The sequence below is a fragment of the Sphingomonas kaistensis genome, assembly GCF_011927725.1.
Lineage (GTDB): Bacteria > Pseudomonadota > Alphaproteobacteria > Sphingomonadales > Sphingomonadaceae > Sphingomicrobium > Sphingomicrobium kaistense.
Map to the genome: position 1 here is coordinate 1,087,823 of NZ_JAATJC010000001.1, position 22,027 is coordinate 1,109,849.

Annotated in this window: 18 protein-coding genes; 11 read left to right on the forward strand and 7 right to left on the reverse strand. The window is 68.2% G+C overall.

The annotated features are described in order from the left end of the window. Positions 1–27: 27 nt before the first annotated feature. The 4 genes from GGQ97_RS05395 to GGQ97_RS05410 all read left to right on the forward strand — a co-directional run bounded on the left by GGQ97_RS05395 (position 28) and on the right by GGQ97_RS05410 (position 3,724). Positions 28–981: a DnaJ C-terminal domain-containing protein gene (locus GGQ97_RS05395; protein ID WP_168067987.1), complete on the forward strand. Its 954-nt coding sequence runs from the start codon at positions 28–30 to the stop codon at positions 979–981. Between the two features lie 8 nt (positions 982–989). Beyond that, entirely contained in the window at positions 990–2,072 is a 1,083-nt protein-coding gene (locus GGQ97_RS05400; protein ID WP_168067988.1) for a YihY/virulence factor BrkB family protein, read from the forward strand. Next, complete coding sequence (fabI, locus tag GGQ97_RS05405; RefSeq protein WP_168067989.1) at positions 2,069–2,872, forward strand: enoyl-ACP reductase FabI; 804 nt, start codon at positions 2,069–2,071, stop codon at positions 2,870–2,872. The genes GGQ97_RS05400 and fabI overlap by 4 nt, the downstream gene beginning before the upstream one ends. A 96-nt stretch (positions 2,873–2,968) precedes the next feature. Next, positions 2,969–3,724: a hypothetical protein gene (locus GGQ97_RS05410; RefSeq protein WP_168067990.1), complete on the forward strand. Its 756-nt coding sequence runs from the start codon at positions 2,969–2,971 to the stop codon at positions 3,722–3,724. Positions 3,725–3,728: 4 nt separating this feature from the next. On the opposite strand, the gene GGQ97_RS05415 is transcribed toward GGQ97_RS05410, so the two are convergent. Further along, on the reverse strand, positions 3,729–5,129 hold the full coding sequence (locus GGQ97_RS05415; RefSeq protein ID WP_168067991.1) for a M20/M25/M40 family metallo-hydrolase: 1,401 nt from the start codon (positions 5,127–5,129) through the stop codon (positions 3,729–3,731). A 112-nt stretch (positions 5,130–5,241) separates the two neighbouring features. Between GGQ97_RS05415 and GGQ97_RS05420 the strand changes: the two genes are divergently transcribed. Continuing rightward, positions 5,242–6,528, forward strand: coding sequence for an MFS transporter (locus GGQ97_RS05420; protein WP_168067992.1), 1,287 nt, complete (start codon positions 5,242–5,244; stop codon positions 6,526–6,528). 269 nt (positions 6,529–6,797) lie between these two features. Then, positions 6,798–8,996, forward strand: coding sequence for a TonB-dependent receptor domain-containing protein (locus tag GGQ97_RS05425; protein WP_168067993.1), 2,199 nt, complete (start codon positions 6,798–6,800; stop codon positions 8,994–8,996). Between the two features lie 12 nt (positions 8,997–9,008). On the opposite strand, the gene GGQ97_RS05430 is transcribed toward GGQ97_RS05425, so the two are convergent. Then, on the reverse strand, positions 9,009–10,298 hold the full coding sequence (locus GGQ97_RS05430) for an adenylosuccinate synthase (protein WP_168067994.1): 1,290 nt from the start codon (positions 10,296–10,298) through the stop codon (positions 9,009–9,011). Positions 10,299–10,397: 99 nt separating this feature from the next. Between GGQ97_RS05430 and GGQ97_RS05435 the strand changes: the two genes are divergently transcribed. After that, positions 10,398–11,390 (forward strand): alpha/beta hydrolase, encoded by a 993-nt coding sequence (locus GGQ97_RS05435; RefSeq protein WP_168067995.1) that lies wholly within the window; start codon positions 10,398–10,400, stop codon positions 11,388–11,390. Between the two features lie 3 nt (positions 11,391–11,393). Here the strand turns inward: GGQ97_RS05435 and GGQ97_RS05440 are convergent, their stop codons facing one another. The 3 genes from GGQ97_RS05440 to GGQ97_RS05450 all read right to left on the reverse strand — a co-directional run bounded on the left by GGQ97_RS05440 (position 11,394) and on the right by GGQ97_RS05450 (position 16,214). Continuing rightward, a complete protein-coding gene (locus tag GGQ97_RS05440; protein ID WP_168067996.1) occupies positions 11,394–13,418 on the reverse strand; it encodes an alpha/beta hydrolase family protein in 2,025 nt (674 codons plus the stop codon). 94 nt (positions 13,419–13,512) lie between these two features. Then, entirely contained in the window at positions 13,513–15,093 is a 1,581-nt protein-coding gene (gene serA, locus GGQ97_RS05445; protein ID WP_168067997.1) for a phosphoglycerate dehydrogenase, read from the reverse strand. Further along, positions 15,090–16,214, reverse strand: a complete 1,125-nt coding sequence (locus GGQ97_RS05450) for a phosphoserine transaminase (RefSeq protein ID WP_168067998.1) — start codon at positions 16,212–16,214, stop codon at positions 15,090–15,092. The genes serA and GGQ97_RS05450 overlap by 4 nt, the downstream gene beginning before the upstream one ends. A gap of 365 nt (positions 16,215–16,579) precedes the next feature. Here GGQ97_RS05450 and GGQ97_RS05455 point away from each other — a divergent pair, with 365 nt between their 5' ends. The 4 genes from GGQ97_RS05455 to GGQ97_RS05470 all read left to right on the forward strand — a co-directional run bounded on the left by GGQ97_RS05455 (position 16,580) and on the right by GGQ97_RS05470 (position 19,198). Next, positions 16,580–17,647, forward strand: a complete 1,068-nt coding sequence (locus tag GGQ97_RS05455; RefSeq protein WP_168067999.1) for a M23 family metallopeptidase — start codon at positions 16,580–16,582, stop codon at positions 17,645–17,647. Between the two features lie 33 nt (positions 17,648–17,680). Continuing rightward, complete coding sequence (erpA, locus tag GGQ97_RS05460) at positions 17,681–18,013, forward strand: iron-sulfur cluster insertion protein ErpA (protein WP_168068000.1); 333 nt, start codon at positions 17,681–17,683, stop codon at positions 18,011–18,013. A 39-nt stretch (positions 18,014–18,052) separates the two neighbouring features. After that, positions 18,053–18,826, forward strand: coding sequence for an exodeoxyribonuclease III (gene xth, locus GGQ97_RS05465; RefSeq protein WP_168068001.1), 774 nt, complete (start codon positions 18,053–18,055; stop codon positions 18,824–18,826). Positions 18,827–18,922: 96 nt separating this feature from the next. Then, a complete protein-coding gene (locus GGQ97_RS05470) occupies positions 18,923–19,198 on the forward strand; it encodes a PilZ domain-containing protein (RefSeq protein ID WP_168068002.1) in 276 nt (91 codons plus the stop codon). Here GGQ97_RS05470 and GGQ97_RS05475 read toward each other — a convergent pair. Next, positions 19,195–20,337 carry an N-acetyltransferase gene (locus GGQ97_RS05475; protein ID WP_168068003.1) on the reverse strand — a complete coding sequence of 381 codons (1,143 nt, stop codon included), beginning with the start codon at positions 20,335–20,337 and terminating at the stop codon, positions 19,195–19,197. The genes GGQ97_RS05470 and GGQ97_RS05475 overlap by 4 nt on opposite strands. 8 nt (positions 20,338–20,345) lie before the next feature. Beyond that, positions 20,346–21,977, reverse strand: a complete 1,632-nt coding sequence (locus GGQ97_RS05480) for a helicase HerA-like domain-containing protein (RefSeq protein ID WP_168068004.1) — start codon at positions 21,975–21,977, stop codon at positions 20,346–20,348. Positions 21,978–22,027 lie beyond the last annotated feature (50 nt).

The window sequence follows — 22,027 nt, forward strand, 5'->3', positions numbered from 1 at the left end:
GCGAACGACTTTGCTCTAAGAGGAGCCATGGATCTTTACGCACAATTGGGGATCAAGCGCGGCGCGACCGAGGCCGAGATCAAGAAGGCCTATCGAAGCCTCGCCAAGCAGCTTCACCCCGACCGCAACCAGGATAATCCCAAGGCGGCCGAGCGCTTCAGCAAGGTGACGGCCGCCTACGACCTGCTGTCCGACGCCGACAAGCGCGCCCGCTACGACCGCGGCGAGATCGACGAGGAAGGCAATCCCAAGTTTGGCGGCTTCGGCGGAGGCGGCGGAAGCTACGGCGGCGCGCGACCGGCGCAAGGCGGCGGGTTCGAGGGCTTTCCCGGCGGCGGCGCTGCGGGCGGACCCGACCTGTCGGACCTATTCGAAGGCCTGTTCGGCGGCGCCGGCGGGGCGCGGCGGCCGGGCGGATCGCCCTTCGGCCAGGCCGGCGCCCGGCCGCGGGCGGCGGTCAAGGGCGCGGACGTCGCCTATCGCCTGACTGTGCCGTTCACCGACGCCGCGACGCTCAGCCCGCAGCGGGTGACGCTGGCCGACGGCGCGACCATCGAACTGAAGCTTCCCAAGGGCGTCGAGGACGGCGCCAAGATCCGGCTTGCGGGCAAGGGCGAGGCGGGGCCGGGCGGAAAGGGCGATGCGATCGTCACCATCGCGGTTGAACCGCACCGCTTCTTCACTCGCGACGGGCAGAACGTCCGCCTCGACCTTCCGGTCAGCCTCAGGGAGGCGGTGCTGGGGGCCAAGGTCAAGGTGCCGACTCCCGACGGCGCGGTGATGCTGAGCGTCCCCAAGGGCGCCAGTTCGGGCAAGGTGCTGCGGATCAAGGGCCGCGGGTTCAGCGACAAGGCGGGAACGCGCGGCGACCTGCTGGTCACGCTGATGGTCGACCTGCCGGCGGCGGACGCCGAGCTGGAGCGCTTCGTCGAGGGCTGGGCCGGCGGCGAAGGCAACCCTCGGGCGGGTCTCGGCGTCTAACCCCCTACATGCAGGACATTTCCCCCCAAAGTCCCGAAGCCAGGCGCAAGCGTCTGGCTGCTCTTCAGGCCCGCTTCGGCACCCAGGTGGTCGAGCGGGTCAAGCCGGGCACCAAGCCGTTCGAGGTCGCCAAGCGCGTCCTGATCGGAGTCTACAATGACGGGTTCATTCACGCCGGCAACATCGCCTACCTCAGCCTGCTGTCGATGTTCCCCTTCTTCATCCTCGCGGCGGCGGTGGCCCAGTTGCTGGGGTCGTCGGAAGGGGCGCAGGCGGCGGTCGTCAACGTGCTCGGCTCGCTTCCTCCAAGCATCGCCAACGTCCTGCGCGAGCCGGTCGCCGAGGTGCTGACCGCACGCCAGGGGCCGCTCTTGTGGTTCGGCGCGCTGGTCGGGCTGTGGACGGCGTCGAGCTTCATCGAGACCATCCGCGACATCCTGCGCCGGGCCTACGGCGTCAAATATACCGCGCCCTTCTGGGAATATCGGCTGATTTCCGCCCTGTTCATGCTGGGCCTGATCCTGCTGCTGATGATCTCGCTGGCGGCGACCGTGCTGCTGAGCTCGATCGAGGCCTTCATCGTCGCCAAGGTGCCGGGCCTGGCCGAGGTGGAGAGCACGCTGACCCTGGTCCGCATCGTCCCTGCCGCCGCGCTGTACCTTACGGTCTACCTGACCTTCGTGGTTCTGACCCCGTCGCGATACCGCAAGCGCGGTTGCCGCAAGTGGCCGGGCGCGTTGCTGGTGACCTTGTGGTGGGTCGGCACCGCTACCCTGCTGCCCAAGGCAATCAGCCTCGCGGGCGGCTATGATCTGACCTACGGCAGCCTCGCCGGGGTGATGATCGCCTTGCTGTTCTTCTTCACCGTCGGGTTGGGCGTGGTGATGGGCGCCGAACTGAACGCCGGGCTGGCAGAAACCGATGCGAAGGCGCTAGAGGGCGAACAATATGCCGGACCGCACGCCGCCACCCTCGAGGTCGAGGAGCCGGAGCCGGGCGAGAAGGTGACGATCAAGCCGAGCCAGGTGGACGAGGTCCCGGCGACGGCGGAAGCGGCCCTTGCGGCGGCTGAAGAGGGGAAGATTGCATGACGGGATTGATGAGCGGCAAGCGCGGCCTGATCATGGGCCTGGCGAACGACCGCAGCCTGGCCTGGGGCATTGCCAAGCAGCTCGGCGAACAGGGTGCCGAGCTGGCGTTCAGCTATCAGGGTGAAGCGCTGGAGCGGCGGGTCCGTCCGCTCGCGGAAAGCCTTGGCTCGGACTTCCTGGTCGATTGCGACGTCGGCGACATGGACGCGCTCGACCGCACCTTCGCCCAGATCGAGGAGCGCTGGGGCGGGCTCGACTTCCTGGTCCATGCGATCGGCTTTTCGGACAAGAACGAGCTGCGCGGGCGGTTCGTCGACACCAGCCTCGACAACTTCCTGCTGACCATGAACATCTCGGTCTACAGCTTCGTCGCCTGCGCCCAGCGCGCGGCCCGGTTGATGAAGCCCGGCGGGTCGATGGTGACGCTGACCTATTACGGCGCCGAAAAGGTGATCCCGCACTACAACGTCATGGGGGTCGCCAAGGCGGCGCTGGAGACGGCGACCAAATATCTCGCCGCCGACCTCGGCAAGGACGGCCTCAGGGTCAACGCGATCAGCGCCGGGCCGATCAAGACCCTGGCGGCGAGCGGGATCGGCGACTTCCGCTACATCCTCAAGTGGAACGAGTATAACTCGCCGCTGCGCCGCAACGTCACCATCGAGGATGTCGGCGGCGCCGGTCTGTACCTGCTGAGCGACCTCGCCAGCGGCGTCACCGGCGAGATCCATCATGTCGACGCGGGCTACAACGTCGTCGGCATGAAGGCCGAGGACGCGCCGGACATCGCCACCGTCTGACGGTTAATGGGCGTTGGTTGCGCAGCGTGCCGCGCTGCCGTTACATCAGGGCATCGCCGGCAGGGGGCCGGCTCGATACCCGGGGACTTGAGGCACGTGGCACTTCGTTTGACGCTCGCTCTGGCGCTTGCCGCCACCGTTGCTCCCTCGGCCGCGCTTGCCGCAACGCCGACCAAGGCGGTTGCGCCGGCCAAGGACGACAAGCCCGCGCCCAAGGCCGATCCCGCCGAGGCGATGGCGTTCGTGTCGAAGGTGTTCGACAAGCTGTTCCCGGCCGGTCCCGAGCCCGAACCCGCCCGGTTGGCCGCCGCGCGGGACATGAGCGCGACCATGTTCCCGAAGGGTGCCTATGCCGAGGCGATGAACGGCTTCACCGAGAAGATGGCCGATCAGATGCTGAACATGAGCGAGGCCGACTTTGCGGATCTCGCGCCGCCGACGCCCAGGACAAAAAAGGCGGCGCTGGCCGCCAAGCCGCCCAGCACCGAGCCCCTGCGGCTGGTGATGGCGCGCAAGGACCCGATGTTCGATGCCAAGGTGGCGGCGGGCAAGGCCTTCGTGAAGACCATGTTCGTCAAGGTCGGAGAAGTCGCCGAGCCGCGCTTCCGCGAGGGCATTGCGCGGACCATGGCGCGCCGCTTCGACGCGCAGCAGCTGGCCGAGATCCAGCGCTTCCTCGCGACCCCGACCGGCGCGGCGTACGGCCGGCAGATGCTCGGCCTGTGGTTCGACCCCGAGGTGATGCGCGGCGCCTACCAGAGCTTCCCCGACATGCTGAAGCTGATGCCCGGCATGATGCAGGAGGCGGCGACCCTCGAAGCAACGATGAAGGCCCCGAAGAAGGCCAAGTGATCGCCTAGCGGGCGTCCCCGTAGATCTTCATCAGCGCGTAGAGATAGTTGCGGCTGTCGAGCACCGACTTGACCCGGATCCGCTCGTTGAGGCCGTGGGCGCCGTTCCCGTCGGCTTCCGAGAAGACGCCGGAGATGCCGTAGGTCGGGATACCGGCAGGCGTCAGGAAGGCGCCGTCGGTGGCGCCGGCCGACATGGTGCGGACCAGGGGCACGCCCGGAAACATCTTCGCGGCAAGCGTTTCGGCGGGCCCAAGCACCTTGGGATCGAGCGGCGGCGGATTGGCGCCGGCGTTGCGTACCTCTGGAATGGTCACCGCGACCTTGGGGTTGTTGATGGTGCGGATCAGGACCTGGCGAACCTCTTCCGCATTCCCGCCGGGGAAGATGCGGCAGTTGATGTTGGCCCGGGCCCGCTGCGGCAGGGCGTTGGTGGCGTGGCCGGCGTTGAGCAGGGTGGCGACGCAATTGGTGTGCAAGATCGCATTATCGCTGGGGTCCTGCTCGAGCAGCTTGCGTGCGCCCTCGTCCGCGGGGTTGGCGAGCAGGGCGGCGATCGCCGCGCGCTGGTCGGCCGGGCGGGTCGGCGCCATGCGGGTATAATAATCGCGGGTGGTGGCGTTGAAGGTAACCGGAAAGCGCAGGCCCTCGATCGCCGTCACCGCGCGCGAAAGGTGATAGATGGCGTTGTCCGGCACCGGCCGCGAGCTGTGGCCACCGGGGTTGGTGACCTCCAGCGTGTAGTTCTGCGACAGCTTTTCGCCGACCTGGATGCCGAGGAACTGCGGCTTGCCGCTCGCGTCCAGCCGACCGCCGCCGCCCTCGTTCACCGCAAAGGCGGCGTCGATCAGGTCGCGCTTCTGTTCGGCCAGATATTTGGCGCCGTTGAACGCGCCGTTGGTTTCCTCGCCGCAGGTCAGCGCCAGCTTGAGCGTCCGGCGCGGCGTGTAGCCCTCCTGCTTGTAGCGGATCAGGCTGTCGACGAAGATCGCCGCCATCGCCTTGTCGTCGGCGGCGCCGCGGGCATAGAAGAAGCCGTCCTCCTCGACGAGCGTGAAGGGATCGCGGGTCCAGTCCTCGCGCTTGGCTTCGACCACGTCGATGTGGGCCAGCATGAGCACGGGCTTCGCCTTGGCGTCGCGACCGGGATAGACGACGACGAGGCCGCCTTCCTTGGGATGGTCCGGCACCGAGAAGCGGTGGAGGTCTGCCGCCGGAATGCCCGCCGCCGCCAGCCGCGCCGCCATTCGCTCCGCCGCCAGCGTGCAATCGCCTTCCGACAAGGTGGTGTTGGTCTCGACCAGTTCCTTGTAGGTCGCGCGGAACGCCGCTTCGCCCGGGCGCTGCGCAAGCGCGGTGGTGGACGTGAGCAGGGCGGCAAGTCCAAGCGCGAGCGACGTTTTCATGCGTGTATCCCCCAGCCCCTCGAGCCGGGGCAGAGGGCGAGGCTATCGCAGTCTCGGACGCTTCGCCAGAGTGGCGGCTTGCGTACCGGCGATCGCTCCGCAAGGCTGGGGCATGGCCGCTTCCGACCCACCCGCACCGCACCAGCCGATCTCGCGCAAGTCGCTGGCGGTGGCGGCCTTTTCGACCATCGTCGAATGGTATGATTTCACGCTTTACCTGTATTTCGCGACGGTGCTGGCGCGGTTGTTCTACGGCGGCACCAGCGAGGCCTTGTCCTTTACCCTCGGCAGCTTCGCGCTCGCCTACCTGATGCGGCCGCTTGGAGCGGTGGTGTTCGGCCATGTCGGCGACCGCCACGGACGGCGTTCGATGCTTTTGTGGTCGGTTGCGCTGATGACCGCGGCGATGCTGGTGACGGCGCTGCTTCCGACCAAGGCCGAGATCGGGGTCGCGGCGGGCTGGGCGCTGTTCCTACTGCGCTGCGTGATGGGGTTCTCGGTCGGCGGCGAATATAGCGGAGTGGTCGCCTACCTGCTGGAGGGCGCCAGGGCCGAGCGGCGCGGGCTGGTCGCCAGCCTTGCTTCGGCCGCGAGCGAGATCGGCGCGCTGCTGGCGGTCGCCGTCTCGGCGCTGACGGTGGCGTCGATGAGCGAGGCGGACCTCGCAAGCTGGGGCTGGCGCATTCCCTTCTTCGTCGGCGCGGCGCTTGCGGGCAGCGTGTGGATCGCGCGCTCCTCGATGCAGGAATCGCCCGAATTTGAGCGGCAGGTCACGGCCGGCTCTGTCCCCGAATCGCCCTGGCGGCATGCCTTCGCCAACCACAAGCTCGGCATCTTCCGGGCCTTCAGCATCTCGGCGCTGGGGTCGATCACCTATTACGTCGGGATCACCTACGTGCCCGCGTTCCTGACCACGGCGGGACGGTTGTCCGAGGCCGACAGCCTGTGGCTGGGAACGGCCGCCGCCGTCGCGGTGATCCTGGTTACGCCGCTGACCGGGATCCTGTCGGACCGGGTCGGGCGCAAGCCGGTGCTGGTCGCCGTCGCTTTACTGTCGGCGGTGCTGCCGATCACGCTCTTCTCGCTGATGGGCGGCGGGAGCCACGGCCAGGCGCTGGTCGGCGCGCTGGTGCTGGCCTGCGTCGCCGGCGCGATGAGCGCGGTGGGCGCGGTCGCGACCGCCGAGCAGTTCCCGGGCGAAGGGCGCGTCACCGGGCTGGCCTTTGGCGCAACCGGTGCGACCGCGATCTTCGGCGGACTGACGCCTTGGCTGGCCGAGCGGCTGGTCGCGACGACCGGTCAGGCGACCATGCCGGGGATCATGATCGCGGTGGTCGCTGTGGCGGTGCTGCCGGTGTTCCTGACGCTGAAGGAGACGGCACCGGCCAGGTCGGGTTGAGTCCGCCGTCCGTCGAGCGTTTCAGCGTACTATAGATGTAATACGCCGGTTCGTCGAAGCCGGGGTGCCTCCATCGCCAAAGCAATCCACCCCACGTCCTCCAGGCCGCCAGCGGGAGCGACCGGGCGGCAAGGCATTGCTCAGCAAAGGCTCAGGCTTTGCTCATGCCTTTCACCGCCCCGATCCCTCAGGTGCCGGGTACCGCCAACGGGCTTCGGGAAACTCCCGGGCCCCGCGGCGGGGGTCAGTTCAGGGGGTTTGCTTTCATCATGGTGCATCGTCGTTTCCTCGCCGCCAGCGCGCTGGCCATTGTCATCGGCATGAGCTTCTCAGCGCCGGCCGCCGCGCAGTCCGCTCCCGCCGCGAGCCAGCCGCAGCCGACCCGGCCGGCGGGCGAGCGGGGACAGACGGTGACCGTGACCGGCAGCCGTCCGCAGGTGATCGACGCGCCCGACCGGCTGAGCTTCAACGTCGCCAACGACCTTGGCGCGCAGACCGGCAGCCTGGCCGACGCGCTGCGCAACGTGCCCGGAGTCGAGGTCGATCTCGAAGGTAGGGTTAGCCTGCGAGGCGATCCGGGGGTCACCATCCTGGTCGACGGGCGCCCGTCGGGGCAGCTGCGCGGCGAGGGTCGCGGCGACGCGCTGCTGGCGATGCCGGCCAACAACATCGAGCGGGTCGAGGTCATCACCAACCCGTCGGCGGCGATGAGTCCCGAGGGGTCGGGCGGGGTGATCAACCTCGTCACCAAGAAACAGCGCCAGGCGGGAACCACCGGCACCATCCGCGCCAACGCCGGTCTGGAAGGGCGTGGCAGCGCGTCGCTCAACCTGGCGCGCACCCGGCCGGGACTGACCGTGTCCGGCGAAGCCTCCTACCGCCGCTTCACCAACGAGATCATCGTCACGCAGGACCGTGAGCGGTTCGTCACCGGCGGGGCCAGCCTGCTCAGCCGGCAGGAGCAGCTCCACGACAATGTCGCGCAAGGCGGCAACGGCCGGTTCGGCGTCGAATATGACCTCGACAAGACCAACCGCCTGACCGGCGAGATCAGCTATCGCCGCAACCAGTTGGAAAGCGACCGCGACGAACGCTTCATCGGCAATGCGGTGGAGCCCGGCTTCACCCGCCTCAGCGATCAGGAGATGAGCCAGCGGATCCTCGGCCTGCGCTCGTCCTGGCGCAAGACGCTGCCGGGCAAGGAGCACAGCTTCTCGGTCGACCTGCAGCACGACAGGGGCGGCATGAACCGCCTGCTCGACGGGCGGATCACCCCGGCGGCGGGCGCGGTGCTGTTCGAGCGGATCGAGAACGATATCGACCGCAACGAGACCCGGCTCAAGGCCGACTACAAGAAGCCGCTGGGCGAGAATCGTTCGCTCAACCTCGGCTATGAGTTCGAAGGTTCGAACGCGGATTTCGGCTTCGTCGGCGCGCGGGGCACGGCCCTCAATGCGCTGGTGCCGCAGGCCAATCTGACCAACGCGTTCGACTTCTCGCAGGACGTCCATGCGCTGTACGGCACGGCGCAGTTCAACAGCGGCAAGTGGGAGTTCCAGCCGGGCCTGCGGCTCGAGCAGGTCGGGCTCGACCTGTTCCAGCGCACCGACAATGCCCGCTACGAGCAGGATTATTTCCGGGTCTATCCGACGCTCCACGTCGGGCGTGCGCTGAGCGAGCGGACCAAGCTGCGCGCGAGCTACAGCCGCCGTATCCAGCGGCCGGGCCCGTTCGAGCTCAATCCCTACATCTTCTATGCCGACGCCCGGAACATCCAGCGCGGCAATCCCAACCTCAAGCCCGAGGTGACCGACGCGTTCGAAACCTCGCTGCAATATCGCAAGGACGCGACCTTCCTGTCGCTGACCGGCTTCTATCGCCGCTCGCGCGACATGTTCACCGAGATCCTGCAGACGCTGCCCGACGGCGTGCTGCTGACGACCCGCGCCAACCTCGGGCGGGGCAGCCGGCTGGGCGCCGATGCAATCATCAACGGGCGATTGTCAAAAACGCTGAACTACCAGCTGTCGGGCACGGTGCAGCGGATGGAGCTCGACCCGCGCGGGATCGCCGGGACCTTCGGCAAGGTGTCGGGAGTGGTCGCGTCGGTGCGCGGCAGCGTCAATTTCCAGCCCAGTCCCAAGGACTTCTTGCAGATCAGCGGCAACTACCAGGGCAAGCAGCTGATCCCGCAGGGCTATCGGCTGGGCGGCGGGATCGTGAACGTCGGCTATCGGCGCAAGATCAACGACCAATTGTCGCTGCTGGTGACCGGCCAGAACATCCTCGACAGCGCCCAGCAGGAAATCGTGATCCGCACCCCGTCCTTCCGCGACCGTTTGAAATTCAAGGTGCGCGGGCGCGCCGTGCTGCTGGGGCTCGCCTACAACTTCGGTCAGGGCAACGGGCGCAAGCGCCAGGATGACCGCTTCGATTTCGATCCCAGCGCGGGTAGCGTCGGGCAATAGGCCGCCGGGACGTCAGCCGGCGAAGGGGTCGCGGACCAGAATGGTGTCGTCGCGGTCGGGCGAGGTGCTGACGAGGGTGACCGGGCAGCGGATCAGCTCCTCGACCCGCCGGATATACTTGATCGCCTGCGCCGGCAGGTCGGCCCAGCTGCGCGCGCCGACCGTGCTGTCGGACCAGCCCGGCATCTCCTCGTAGATCGGAGTGACCCGGGCCTGGTCGGCGGCGTGGGGCGGAAGATAGTCGAAGCGCTTGCCGCCGATCTCGTAGCCGACGCAGATCTTGACCGTGTCGAGCCCGTCGAGGACGTCGATCTTGGTCAGCGCGATGCCGGTGATCCCGCTCACCGCGGCGCTCTGGCGGACCAGCACGGCATCGAACCAGCCGCAGCGGCGCTGGCGGCCGGTGACGGTGCCGAACTCGCGGCCCCGCTCGCCGAGGCGCTGGCCGATCTCGTCGTCCAGTTCGGTTGGGAACGGGCCGGAGCCCACACGTGTGGTGTATGCCTTGACGATACCGAGCACGAAGCCCGCCGCGCCCGGACCCATGCCGCTGCCGCTGCCGGTGGTGCCGGCGACGGTGTTGGACGAAGTGACGAACGGATAAGTGCCGTGATCGACGTCGAGCAGCACGCCCTGCGCGCCTTCGAACAGGATCCGGCGGCCCTTGCTCCTGGCATCGTCGAGGTCGAGCCAGACCGGACGGGCGAATTGCAGCACGAAGTCGGCGACCTCCGCCAGGTCGCGCTTGAGCCGCTCGCGGTCGACCGGCGGGTGGCCGAAGCCGGCGCGCAGGGCGTCATGGTGCGCAGAGACACGGTCGAGCAGGGGGTCGAGCTCGTCGAGGTGGGCGAGGTCGCAGACGCGGATGGCGCGGCGGCCGACCTTGTCCTCGTAGGCCGGGCCGATCCCGCGGCGGGTGGTGCCGATCTTGCCGGCGCCGCTGGCGTCCTCGCGCAGCGCATCGAGATCGCGGTGGATGGGGAGGATCAGCGGGCAGGTCTCGGCGATGCGCAGGACGTCGGGTTCGATCCGGATGCCCTGGGCGCGCAGCTTCTCGACTTCCTCGCGCAGCCACCACGGATCGAGCACCACGCCGTTGCCGATGATCGACAGCGTGCCGGTGACGATCCCGCTCGGAAGCAGGGACAGCTTGTAGACGTTCTCGCCGACCACCAGGGTGTGACCGGCATTGTGCCCGCCCTGAAAGCGCACCACGCAATCGGCGCGGCTCGCGAGCCAGTCGACGATCTTGCCCTTGCCCTCGTCGCCCCATTGGGCGCCGATTACGGTAACGTTACCCATGCGTAATCATTCCTGCTGCAGCATGAACGGCGCGCCAAGGCCGCGTTCAGCCGCGCTCCTATTGATTGTCGGCGACGAGGTCCAGAACAGGGGATGACGATGGGCAGGGCACGGATCGGGTTGATGGTGCTGGCGGTGGCCGCGCTGGTGGCCGGAAGCGGCGCATGGGGACAGCGCGCCAGGCTTGCGGCGGAATGCCGGACGCCCGCGCTTCGCCAGTGCCTGCTGGCCGGCAGCGAGCGTGGAAAGTGCCTGGCGGAAGCGATGCAGTCGCTGCCCGATTCGTGCCGCAAGGCGATGAGCGAACGGGCGGCGGCGCGGGCAGGGGCCCTTCCGGCAGGCTGGCGCGAAGAGGCCTATGGCAGCGACCCGCGCCAGAAGCTCGATTGGGTGGCCCCCGCGGCGGGCGGCAAGGCGCCGCTGCTGCTGTTCGTGCATGGCGGCGGCTGGTCGATCGGCGACAAGCGCATGGGCGCCGGCGAGAAGGGCGCGCATTTCAGCGGCAAGGGCTGGGCCTTCGCCAGCACCAACTACCGCCTGGTCCCGCAGGCGCGGGTCGAGGACCAGGCGGCGGACGTGGCGGCGGCGATCGCCTATCTCCGCCGCCAGCCGGGGATCGACCCCAACCGGATCGTCCTGATGGGGCATAGCGCCGGCGCGCATCTGGCGGCGCTGGTGGCGAGTGATCCGGCCTATCTCAAGGCCGCCGGAGTCCCGCTGGGCGCGGTTCGCGGCGTGGTGCTGCTGGACGGTGCCGGCTACGACGTCGGCGAGCAGATGGCCGAGCCGCGCAACGCCGTGCAGTCGATGTACGCGCAGGCTTTCGGGACCGATCCCGCACGGCAGGCGGCGCTGTCGCCGGCTCGCCACGCCGCGGCGCCCAATGCCGCCGACTGGCTGATCCTGCCGGTGGCCTCCCGCCGCGATTCGACCGCGCAGAGCGAAAAGCTGGCGCGGCTGCTGCGCGAGGGCGGGAGCCGGGCCACCGTTGCGCCGCAGGCGGGCAAGACTCACGCCAGCCTCAACCGCGAGCTTGGCACTGCCGGCGACCCGAGCACCGACGCCGTCGACGCATTCCTGGCCAGGCTGTAGCCGTTACTTCGTGACCGTCCTGTAGCGGTCGAACCAGGCGATGATCGCGCTCGCCTTGGCCGCCGACTGCGACGGGCGCGCGGTCAGCCCGCCGTGGTTGGCGCCGGGAACGACCATCAGGCCGGAGGGGATGCCGCGCAGCTGCAGCGCGCCATAATATTGCTCCGACTCGCTGATCGGGGTGCGGTAGTCGCGCTCGCCGACGACCACCAGGGTCGGCGTCTTGACGTTGCCGACCAGCGACAGGGGCGAATTGCGCCACAGGATTTCGGGATTGTCCCACGGCTGCTTGCCGTAGGTATATTCATATTGGGCGGCGATGATGTCGGTGTTGAGGATCTTCGACACCCAGTTGATGACCGGCTTCTGCAGGGCGGCGGCGCGGAAGCGGTCGGTCTTGCCGATGATCGCCGCGGCCGCGTAGCCGCCGTACGAGCCGCCGGTGACGAACAGGTTGGCCGGGTCGGCGTAACCGGCCGCCACCGCCGCATCCACCGCGCTCATGAAGTCGGCATAGTCGGCAAACGGCTGCGTGGGATCGGGATTGATCGAGAATGCCTCCCCGTAGGAGGTGCTGAGCCGCGCGTTGGGATAGACCACGACATAGCCGGCGGCGGCGTAGAGCTGCATGTCGGTGCCGAAGTTGGCGCCATAGGACGATGCCGGACCGCCGTGGATCTCGAGAATGGTCGGGCGCTTCTCGCCCGGGCGGTAATCGGACGGGAGGACCACCCAGGTGTCGATCGGCGCCCCATCGCGGCTCGACGTTACGGCGAGCTTGCGGACTTCCCCAAGCTTGCGGGCGGCCAGCAGATCGGCGTTGAGGTCGGTCAGGCGCGTCGTCCGGCCGCGGCGTGAGACTGCAATGTCACCGGGCCGGTGCTCGTCCCCCGCGACAAAGGCGACGACATTTCCGGCCGCATGATAATCGCCGCCGCTGTACGGGCGGTCGAGGCTTCCGCCGGCCAGCCCGCCGGCAAGCGTGGTCACTTTCCCGTCGAGCCCGACGCGCACGACCTTGCCTTCCCCGCGGTCGATCGTGAGGGCTAGAATCGAGCGGCCGTCCGGGCTCCACATCGGGCGCGAGATCGGGCGGTCGAAACCGCCCGTCAGCAGCCGCGGGTTCGATCCGTCGGCGTTCATCACGTACAGGCGCATGTCCTGCGAGTTGCGCTTGCGATCGTCGAAGCCGGTGTAGGCGATCAGCCGTCCGTCGGGCGACACGGCGGGTTCGGAATCGGGCCCGTCGCGGTTCGTCAGCCGGGTCGCATCGCCGCCGTCGACGGGGATCCGGATGATCTCGCTTTCGACCGGGTCGCGGTCGGCGCCGGGCTTGCGATTGGCGCCGATCAGGATCGCGCGGCCGTCGGGGGTGAAGGCGAGCGGGCCGGGATCGCCGCCCTTGTCGCGGGTCAGCTGTCGCGGCGCGCCGCCCGACGCCGAGACGATGAACAGCTGGACGTCGCCGGCCCGCAGCAGCCCTTCGGAATCGGTGCGATAGACCAACTGATCGGTGTAGCGGACGGGATCGGCCCACTTGGCGCCCTCGGGCTTGTCGGGCGCCTTGCCGAGCCGGGGGGCCTCGCCGGGGACGAACATGGCGAAGGCGATCGAGCGGCCATCGGGCGACCAGCGAAGGCTGCGCGGGGCCTCGGGCAGGGTGGCGACGCGAGCGACCGTGCCGCTGTCCATCCAGCGCACCCACAATTGCGGCTTCTCTCCCTCGGCGTAGGAGACATAGGCAAGGCGCTTGCCGTCGGGCGACCAGCGCGGGCTGGCGTGCTGGCCCGGACCGGCCGCGATCGGCGCCTGCGCTCCGCTGGCAAGGTCGATCATCCAGATCGAGCGGTTCATCCGGTCGTTCATGACGTCGCCGGTGGCGCGGACGTAGGCGACGGCCTTGCCGTCGGGGCGGACCTGCGGGTCGGACGCGACCTGGAGCGAGAACAGGTCCTTCGGCTGGAGCTGCGCCGGAGCGGCGGTGGCGGCAAGCAGCGCGGCAAGCGCGAGGCTAAGTTTCAGGTGCATGTGCGGCTGGTCCCCTTTCGTCGAGGGGAGTGTGGCAGCGTCGGCGCAGAAAGCCAGCCGTCGTCCCGCCGCGATGGGGGACGACGGCCGGGTATCAGAAGCTGAGCGGTACCACTTCGCGCACGCCTTCCAGCGCGCACAGCCTGGCGACCACTTCGGGGGTCACCGGATCGTCGACCGCGACCAGCGCCACCGCTTCCCCGCCCGCGGCGCGGCGGCCGAGGTTGAAGGTGGCGATGTTGATGCCCGCTTCGCCGAGCGCCGTGCCGAGGCTGCCGATGAAGCCCGGCGCGTCGTTGTTGACGATGTAGAGCATGTGCCCGGCAAGGTCGGCCTCGACCGCAACGCCGAAGATATCGACCAGCCGCGGGGCCGAATTGCCGAACAGGGTGCCGGCGACGCAGCGGTCGCCCGTCGGGGTCGAGGCGGTGACGCGCACCAGGGTGTGATAGTCGCCCTCGCGTTCGTGGCGGACTTCCTTGACGTCGAGCCCGCGTTCCTTGGCCAGGATCGGCGCATTCACCATGTTCACGGTCTGGCTGTAGGTACCCATCAGCCCGGCCAGCACCGCGCCGGTGATCGGCTTCTGGTTGAGCGCGGCGGCGGCGCCCTCGACCTCGATCGAGACTCCGCGGACCTGGTCGCCGAGCACCTGTCCGAGCAATTTCCCGAGTTTCTCGGCAAGCGCCATGTAGGGCTTGAGCCGCGGTGCTTCCTCCGCCGACAGCGAGGGCATGTTGATGGCGTTGGTGACGCCGCCCAGCAGCAGGAAATCGCTCATCTGCTCGGCGACCTGGATCGCGACATTGACCTGCGCCTCGGTGGTCGAGGCGCCGAGGTGCGGGGTCGAGATGAAGCCCGGCGTGCCGAACAAGGGGCTGGCGGTGGCAGGCTCGGTCTCGAACACGTCGAGCGCCGCGCCGGCGACCTGGCCGCTGTCCAGCGCGTCCTTCAGCGCCGCCTCGTCGATCAGCCCGCCGCGCGCGCAGTTGATGATCCGCACGCCCTTCTTGGTCCTGGCCAGCGCCTCGCGGCTGAGGATGCCGCGGGTCTGGTCCGTCAGAGGGGTGTGGAGGGTGATGAAGTCGGCGCGCTTGAGCAGCTCGTCGAGCTCGACCTTCTCAATTCCAAGCTCGAGCGCGCGTTCGGGCGAGAGGAAAGGGTCGAAAGCGACTACCTTCATCTTGAGGCCGAGCGCCCGGCTGGCGACGATCGATCCGATGTTGCCGGCGCCGATCAGGCCCAATGTCTTGGCGGTCAGCTCGACCCCCATGAAGCGGTTCTTCTCCCACTTGCCGGCCTGGGTCGAGGCGTCGGCCTCGGGCAGCTGGCGGGCGAGCGCGAACATCAGCGCGATGGCGTGCTCGGCGGTGGTGATCGAATTGCCGAAGGGGGTGTTCATCACCACGATTCCGCGGGCGGTGGCGGCGGGGATGTCGACATTGTCGACCCCGATCCCGGCGCGACCGATCACCTTGAGGTTGGTCGCATGATCGAGCAGCCGCGCCGTCGCCTTGGTCGACGAGCGGATGGCGAGGCCGTGATAGTCGCCGATGATCGCGGCGAGCTCGTCCGGGGTCTTGCCGGTGATCTCGTCCACCTCGATCCCGCGCTCGCGGAAGATGGCGGCGGCGCGGGGGTCCATCTTGTCGGAAATGAGGACGCGCGGGGTCATGCCTTGGTCTCCTCATAGGCCCAGTCGAGCCACGGCCCGAGGGCCTCGATGTCAGCGGTGTCGACGGTCGCGCCGCACCAGATGCGAAGCCCCGGCGGGGCGTCGCGATAGCCGGCGATGTCAAAGGCGACGCCCTGCTCCTCAAGGAGCGCGGCCATCTTCTTGATCCGCGCTTCGTCGGCGCCTTCGACGGTCAGGCAGACGCTGGTCTTCGAGCGCGATGCCGGGTCGGCGGCGAGGTGGCCGAGATAGGGGCGCGCCTCGACGATGGCGTCGAGAGCCGCGGCATTGGCGTCGCTGCGCGCGATTGCGCCGTCGAGCCCGCCGATGCCCTCGACCCATTCGAGTGCGGCAATCGCGTCCTCGACCGCGAGCATCGAGGGCGTGTTGATCGTCTCGCCCGAGAAGATGCCCTCGATCAGCTTGCCCTTGCTGGTCAGGCGGAAGACCTTGGGCAGCGGCCAGGCGGGGGTATGGCTTTCCAGCCGCTCGACCGCGCGGGGACCGAGGATCAGCACGCCGTGCGCGCCTTCGCCGCCAAGCACCTTCTGCCAGGAGAAGGTGGCGACATCGATCTTGTCCCACGGAATGTCATAGGCGAACACCGCGCTGGTGGCGTCGGCGAAGCTCAGGCCCTGGCGGTCGGCATCGATCCACTCGCCATCGGGCACGCGGACGCCCGAGGTGGTGCCGTTCCAGGTGAACAGGACGTCGTTCGACCAGTCCACTTGGGCAAGGTCGGGCAGCGCACCATAATCGGCGCGGATCACGGCGGGGTCGATCCTGAGCTGCTTGACCGCGTCGGTAACCCAGCCCTCGCCGAAGCTTTCCCACGCCATGGCGGTGACCGGTCGGGCGCCGAGCATGGTCCACATCGCCATCTCGTAGGCGCCGGTGTCGGAGCCGGGCACGATGCCGATCCGGTGGGTGTCGGGAAGCCGCAGGTTGGCGCGCATCAGGTCGATGCAGCGCTTCAGGCGAGCCTTGCCGATCTTGCTGCGATGGGAACGGCCGAGGCTGTCGGTAGCGAGGTCGGAAGCGGCCCAGCCGGGAGGCTTGGCGCACGGCCCCGAAGAAAAATAGGGGCGTTCCGGACGCACGTCCGGGGTAGGGTTCGTCATGTTCAAACTCTCCTCACAGAGAGCACGCGCCGCGTTGGGACGGCGTGGCCCGCAGCCGGGCTACAGCATGGGCCCAGCGATGCAAGCGGATAGGTGATTCTGTGGATAAGTCGGCACTGACAGGCTGAAAAGCGGTCAGTTCGGCTCAACTCACCGCTCAACTTTGCCGACTCGTCCCTTCGTGGGAACGAAAAGGTTGTCTTCATTAACCGTAGCGGGTCTTTGGTCTGTGCCCGATGCAGTGGGGGCAACGCTGTGTCGGTCCGGGGCTGGGGAGCTCCTGACATTTTGGAAGCCGAACACGCCGCATCGCTGTGGCGCGAGCGGGCTTCCTGAAACGTGAACGAGCTAGGAGCTTTGTTTCTATGACGCATGCCATTCGAACAACGGGACTGCTCCGCAGCCGCGACCTGTTCGTGCATGACGGCACCAAGCTCCGTCGCATTCGCCTCTCCGCTTCCGTTCAAACCGTTTTCCTGATTGCCGCTGCGCTGATGCTGGCCTGGTCCGCGTTCGCAGCCGCCCATTTCATCGGCGGCGACAAGGCCGGGGTCGCCGCGGGCGACACCACCCAGATGCAGCAGCTGGCCGTCGCGACCGAGCAGCGCGCGCGCCTCATCGAGCAGCGCCAGAAGCTGCTCGCGACCATGCTCGCCGGCGGTGACGTCGATCCGTCCGCGCTTCCCGAGATTAGCGAGACCGCGTCGCTTCCGGCCGCGATCGCCGCGCCGCTCGCCCGCGCCGAAACCAAGCTTGCCGCCGAAGAAGCCGCCGCCGCCGAGCGCCTCGAGCAGCGTTATCGTACCGCCACCCGCGAGCTGAAGAAGCTGGGCCTGTCGCCCAAGCGTCTTGCCGTCGGCGGTCCGTTCGAACCGGCGACCAAGAGCGACCCGACCTTCAAGGCGCTGTTCAACAGCTGGAAGAAGCTCGACTCGCTGCAGGACGGCGTGATCGCGGTTCCGTCCGACAAGCCGGTCAAGACCGCCGAATTCACCTCCAGCTTCGGAGTCCGCAACGACCCGTTCGGCCGCGGTGCTGCAATGCACGCCGGGATTGACCTTGCCGGTCCGCACGGCACGCCGATCTACGCCACCGCCGACGGCACCGTCACCGACGCCGGCTTCAACAGCGGCGGCTACGGCAACCTCATCAAGCTCGATCACGGCCGCGGCATCGAGACCCGCTATGGCCACTTGGCGGCGTTTAGCGTCCGTGCCGGTGACCGGGTCAAGCGTGGCCAGCTGATCGGCCGCATGGGCTCGACCGGCCGTTCGACCGGCAGCCACCTCCATTACGAAGTCCGCATCGACGGCCGAGCGGTCAATCCGATCCCGTTCATGCGTTCGACCGATTACTTGGCCTCGATCAAGAGCCGCAACGGCCACAGCATGGACCAGATCGCGCTTGGCGGTCCGAGCCGCGGCAAGCGCTGAGTCCCGCTTGAGGGTGCCGGTGCGGCGCCCTACATGGATTTCGTGACCAACCTCATCCTCACCGAGTCCGCGGCGCGCCGCGTGGCATTGATCGCCGACAAGCAGGACAAGCCGGCCGTGCTTAGGCTTGCGGTCGACGGTGGCGGCTGCGCGGGCTTCACCTATCGCTTTGCGCTGGGCGAGCCGGAGGAAGGCGACACCGTCGCGGAAACCGCCGGCGTTCGACTGGTGGTCGACCCGGTCAGCCTCGATCTCCTCGAGGGAAGCGAGGTCGACTATGTCGAGGACCTCGGCGGCTCGGCTTTCAAGGTGCGCAATCCCAACGCGGCCAGCGGCTGCGGTTGCGGGTCCAGCTTCGGAATCTGATCCCTCGCCTTGGCGCGTCAGGCTGGCTAAGTCCGGCCGATGAAGATCGCCACCTTCAACATCAACGGGATCCGTGCCCGCTTGCCCCGCCTGCTCGAATGGCTGGAGCGCGAAAAGCCCGACGTCGCTTGCCTGCAGGAACTGAAATGCGCCGACGAGGCGCTTCCGGTGCTCGATATCGAAGGCGCCGGCTACCGCGCCGTGTGGCACGGGCAGAAGGGCTTCAACGGGGTCGCGATCCTTGCCCGCGGGGAGAGCCCGCACCTGCGCCGCGTGGGCCTTCCGGGCGATCCCGACGACACCCACAGCCGCTACATCGAGGCGGAGGTGAACGGCATCGTCATCGCGTCGATCTACCTGCCCAACGGCAATCCCGTCGGAACCGAGAAATTCCCCTACAAGCTGCGGTGGATGGAGCGGCTGCGCGAGCGTGCGGCGGAACTGCTGGCGGAGGAGCGGCCGGTGATCCTGGCCGGCGACTGGAACGTGGTGACCGAGGATCGCGACGTCTTTTCGGTCGCGGCGATGAAGCATGACGCGCTGATGCAGCCCGAGACTCGGGCGGCTTGGCGGCGGATCCTCCACCAGGGCTGGACCGATGGGCTGCGCGCGCTGCACCCAAAGGAAGAGCGGCTCTACACCTTCTGGGATTACACCGCCGGTTGCTGGCAGCGCGACGCGGGCTTCCGAATCGACCACCTGCTGCTCAGCCCGCAGGTCACCGACCGGCTGGTCGCCGCCGGGGTCGACCGCTGGGCGCGCGGGCAGGAGAAGGCCAGCGACCATGCACCGACCTGGGTGACCCTGACCTAACGTCCGTATCGTTAATTAACTCGCATCAATATCAGTGTAAGAGCATTCTCAAGGGGAGGGCGGCAATCGTGCTGGCCCGGCAGGGGCTGTTGTTGCGTGACGAACCTTGAAGAGTGGCCAGCGCGGCGGCTGCGCCACGAGGTCGAACTGGACGCGGACGTCCATTATCCCGACGGACATTGCAGCAAGGCGAAGGTCTCGAACCTGTCGCTGGACGGCTGCCGCCTGAGCGGCTGGTTCCGGATCGGCGACTATCTCGAACTGACCATCCCCAGGATCGGGCGGGTCCGGGGCCAGGTGCGCTGGGCCGTCGGCGGTCAGGCGGGGGTCCGCTTCGAGCGAGCGGCCAAGCCCGACGACGGCGCCGCCTAAAGCGCCTTTTCGTAGATGCGGTAGATCTTGCTCCGCTCCGACCCACGCAGGTCGGCGATCGCCAGCATCCCGCCATTATCCTCCAGCACCCAGCCGAATTCGCCGTGGCTGGCGCCATAATTATCGACCGAATTCTGGCGGCAATATTCGATCATCATGAAGGCCAGTTGCCCGGCCAGCCGGCCGCCCTGGTGCTTCTTGGCGACGCCCATCAGCGGCACCCGCATCCGGTGCACCCTGGGCTTGCGCAGCCGCCACAGCAGCTTTGCCCAGCCGAACGGAAACAGCCTGCCGTTGAGGTCACGGGTGAGTTCGTTGATGTCGGGAATGGTGATCATGAAGCCGGCCGGCTCGCCATCCACCTCGGCGACCACCACCAGATCCTCGAAGATGATCGGCTTCAGCTTCTTCCCGGCGTAGGCGATCTCGGATTCGGTCAGCGGCACGAAGCCCCAATTGTCCGACCAGGCATCGTTGAGCAGGTTGAGGATGATCGCCGCTTCCTCGTCGAAGCGTGACTTGTCGACCTCGCGGATGCGGATCCGGCTGGAGCGCTTGCCGGCCTGGATCAGGCGCTGGGCCAGCGGCTCCAGGGGCACGCGGATGTCGAGCGCATAGCAGTACAGGTCCTTGGCCTTGGCATAGCCCGCGGCCTCGACCTGCGCTTCATAGGCGGGACGATGGTGGCCCATCATCGCCGTGGGCGGATCGGTGAAGCCCTTGATCTCGAGCCCGGGCTCGTCCCAGATCGACAGGCTTATCGGGCCCAGCGCACGGGTCATCCCGCGCGCACGCAGCCAGTCCTCGGCGGTGGCGATCAGGGCCGGTCCGGCCTCCTTCTCGCTGTCGAGCACTTCGAACATGCCCCAATTGCCGGTGCCCTCGCCCATATGTTCTAGCACCAGGCGGTCGATCTGTGCCGAGATGCGGCCGACCGGACGGCCGCCGCGCTCCGCCAGCCACAGCGCGGCCTCGCCATGCTCGAACCACGGATTCTCGCCCGGGGTGATCAGGCCCATGACCTCGGACTTCAACGGCGGGACCCAGGCGGGATCGTCCTGGTAGACGTCCCACGCGAGGTCGACGAAGCGCTTCTTGTCGGCCTTGGTGGTGACCGGCCGGATGACGAGATCGGACATCGAACGCCTTACTTGAGGAGGCCGCCGAGAATCCCGCGCAGCAGGCGACCGCCGAGCTGGCGGCCGACCGAGGAAGCGGCGGAGCGGGCGGCGGACTGCACCGCCTTGTCGAACATGGTCGGGCGGGCGGCTTCGCGGGCCTGGCGCGCGGCTTCGCGCTCGGCCGCCACCCGCTCGCGCTCGGCCTGGCGCTCGCTTTCGCGCCGCAGCCGCTCGGCCTCGCGCTGGGCGAGTGCGTCGGCGCGGGCCTGTTCCTTGGCGAGCCGGGCATCCTCCTTGGCCTGCAGCGCGGCGGCCTTGGCGTCTTCCTTGTCGGCCCGCGCGGCCTCGGCGGCGGCGGATGCCTCACTGGCCTTGGCCTTGAGGATCTCCTCGGCGCTGTCGCGGTCGATCAGCGTGTCATATTTGCTGCCGATGGCGTCGGTGCCGACGAAGATGGCGCGTTCCTGCGCGGACAGCGGACCGACCCGCGTGGCCGGCGGTTGGATCAAGGTGCGCTCGACCGGCGAGGGGCTGCCGTCGGGCAGCAGCAACGACACCAACGCCTCGCCGACCTTCAGCTCGGTGATCGCGGTGGCGACGTCGACGTCAGGATTGGCGCGGAAGGTTTCGGCGGCGCTCCGGACCGCGGCCTGGTCGCGCGGGGTAAAGGCGCGCAGGGCGTGCTGGACGCGGTTGCCGAGCTGGCCCGCGACCTTGTCGGGGATGTCGATCGGGTTCTGGGTGATGAAGTAGACGCCGACGCCCTTGGAGCGGATCAGGCGCACCACCTGCTCGACCTTTTCCAGCAGGGCGGGCGGAGCATCGTCGAACAGCAGGTGGGCTTCGTCGAAGAAGAAGCAGAGCTTGGGCTTGTCGCTGTCGCCGATCTCGGGGAGCAGTTCGAACAGCTCGCTCAGCAGCCACAGCAGGAAGGTCGAATAGAGCCGCGGGGAGGCCATCAACTTGTCGGCGGCTAGGATGTTGACGATCCCGCGGCCGTCCTCGCCGAGCTTCAGGAAGTCCTCGAGGTCGAGCGCCGGCTCGCCGAAGAAATGGTCGCCGCCCTGGGAGCGGAGCTGAAGCAGGCTGCGCTGGATGGCGCCGATGGTGGGCTTGGCGACATTGCCATATTCGAGGGTCAGCTCGTCCGCCCGCTCCCCGCACGCGACCAGCATCGCCTGCAGGTCGTCGAGGTCGAGGATCAGCAGGCCTTCCTTGTCGGCGACGTGGAAGGCGATGGTGAGGACGCCTTCCTGCACATCGTTGAGGTTCATCAGCCGGGCCAGCAGCAGCGGCCCCATCTCGCTGACGGTGGTGCGGATCGGATGGCCCTGCTCGCCGAACAGGTCCCAGAACTGGACCGGGCAATCGCGATACTGCCAGTCGGTCATGCCGAGTTCGGCGGCCCTTGCAGCGAAGATCTCGTGGGTCTTGGCGGTCGGGGAGCCGGCGATGGCGAGGCCGGCAAGGTCGCCCTTCACGTCGGCGACAAAGGTCGGGACCCCGGCGGCGCTGAACCCTTCGACCAGCCCCTGCAGAGTGACCGTCTTGCCGGTTCCGGTCGCTCCGGCGATCAGGCCATGGCGGTTGGCCCGCTTGAGTTCGAGCTGTTGCGGTTGGCTTCCGCCAGTGTGCGCGCCGATGAAGATGCTGGCCATGTTCGCTCCCGTCCCTCGCTGGCCGGAAGCCTAGCGAGGGACGGGAGGAT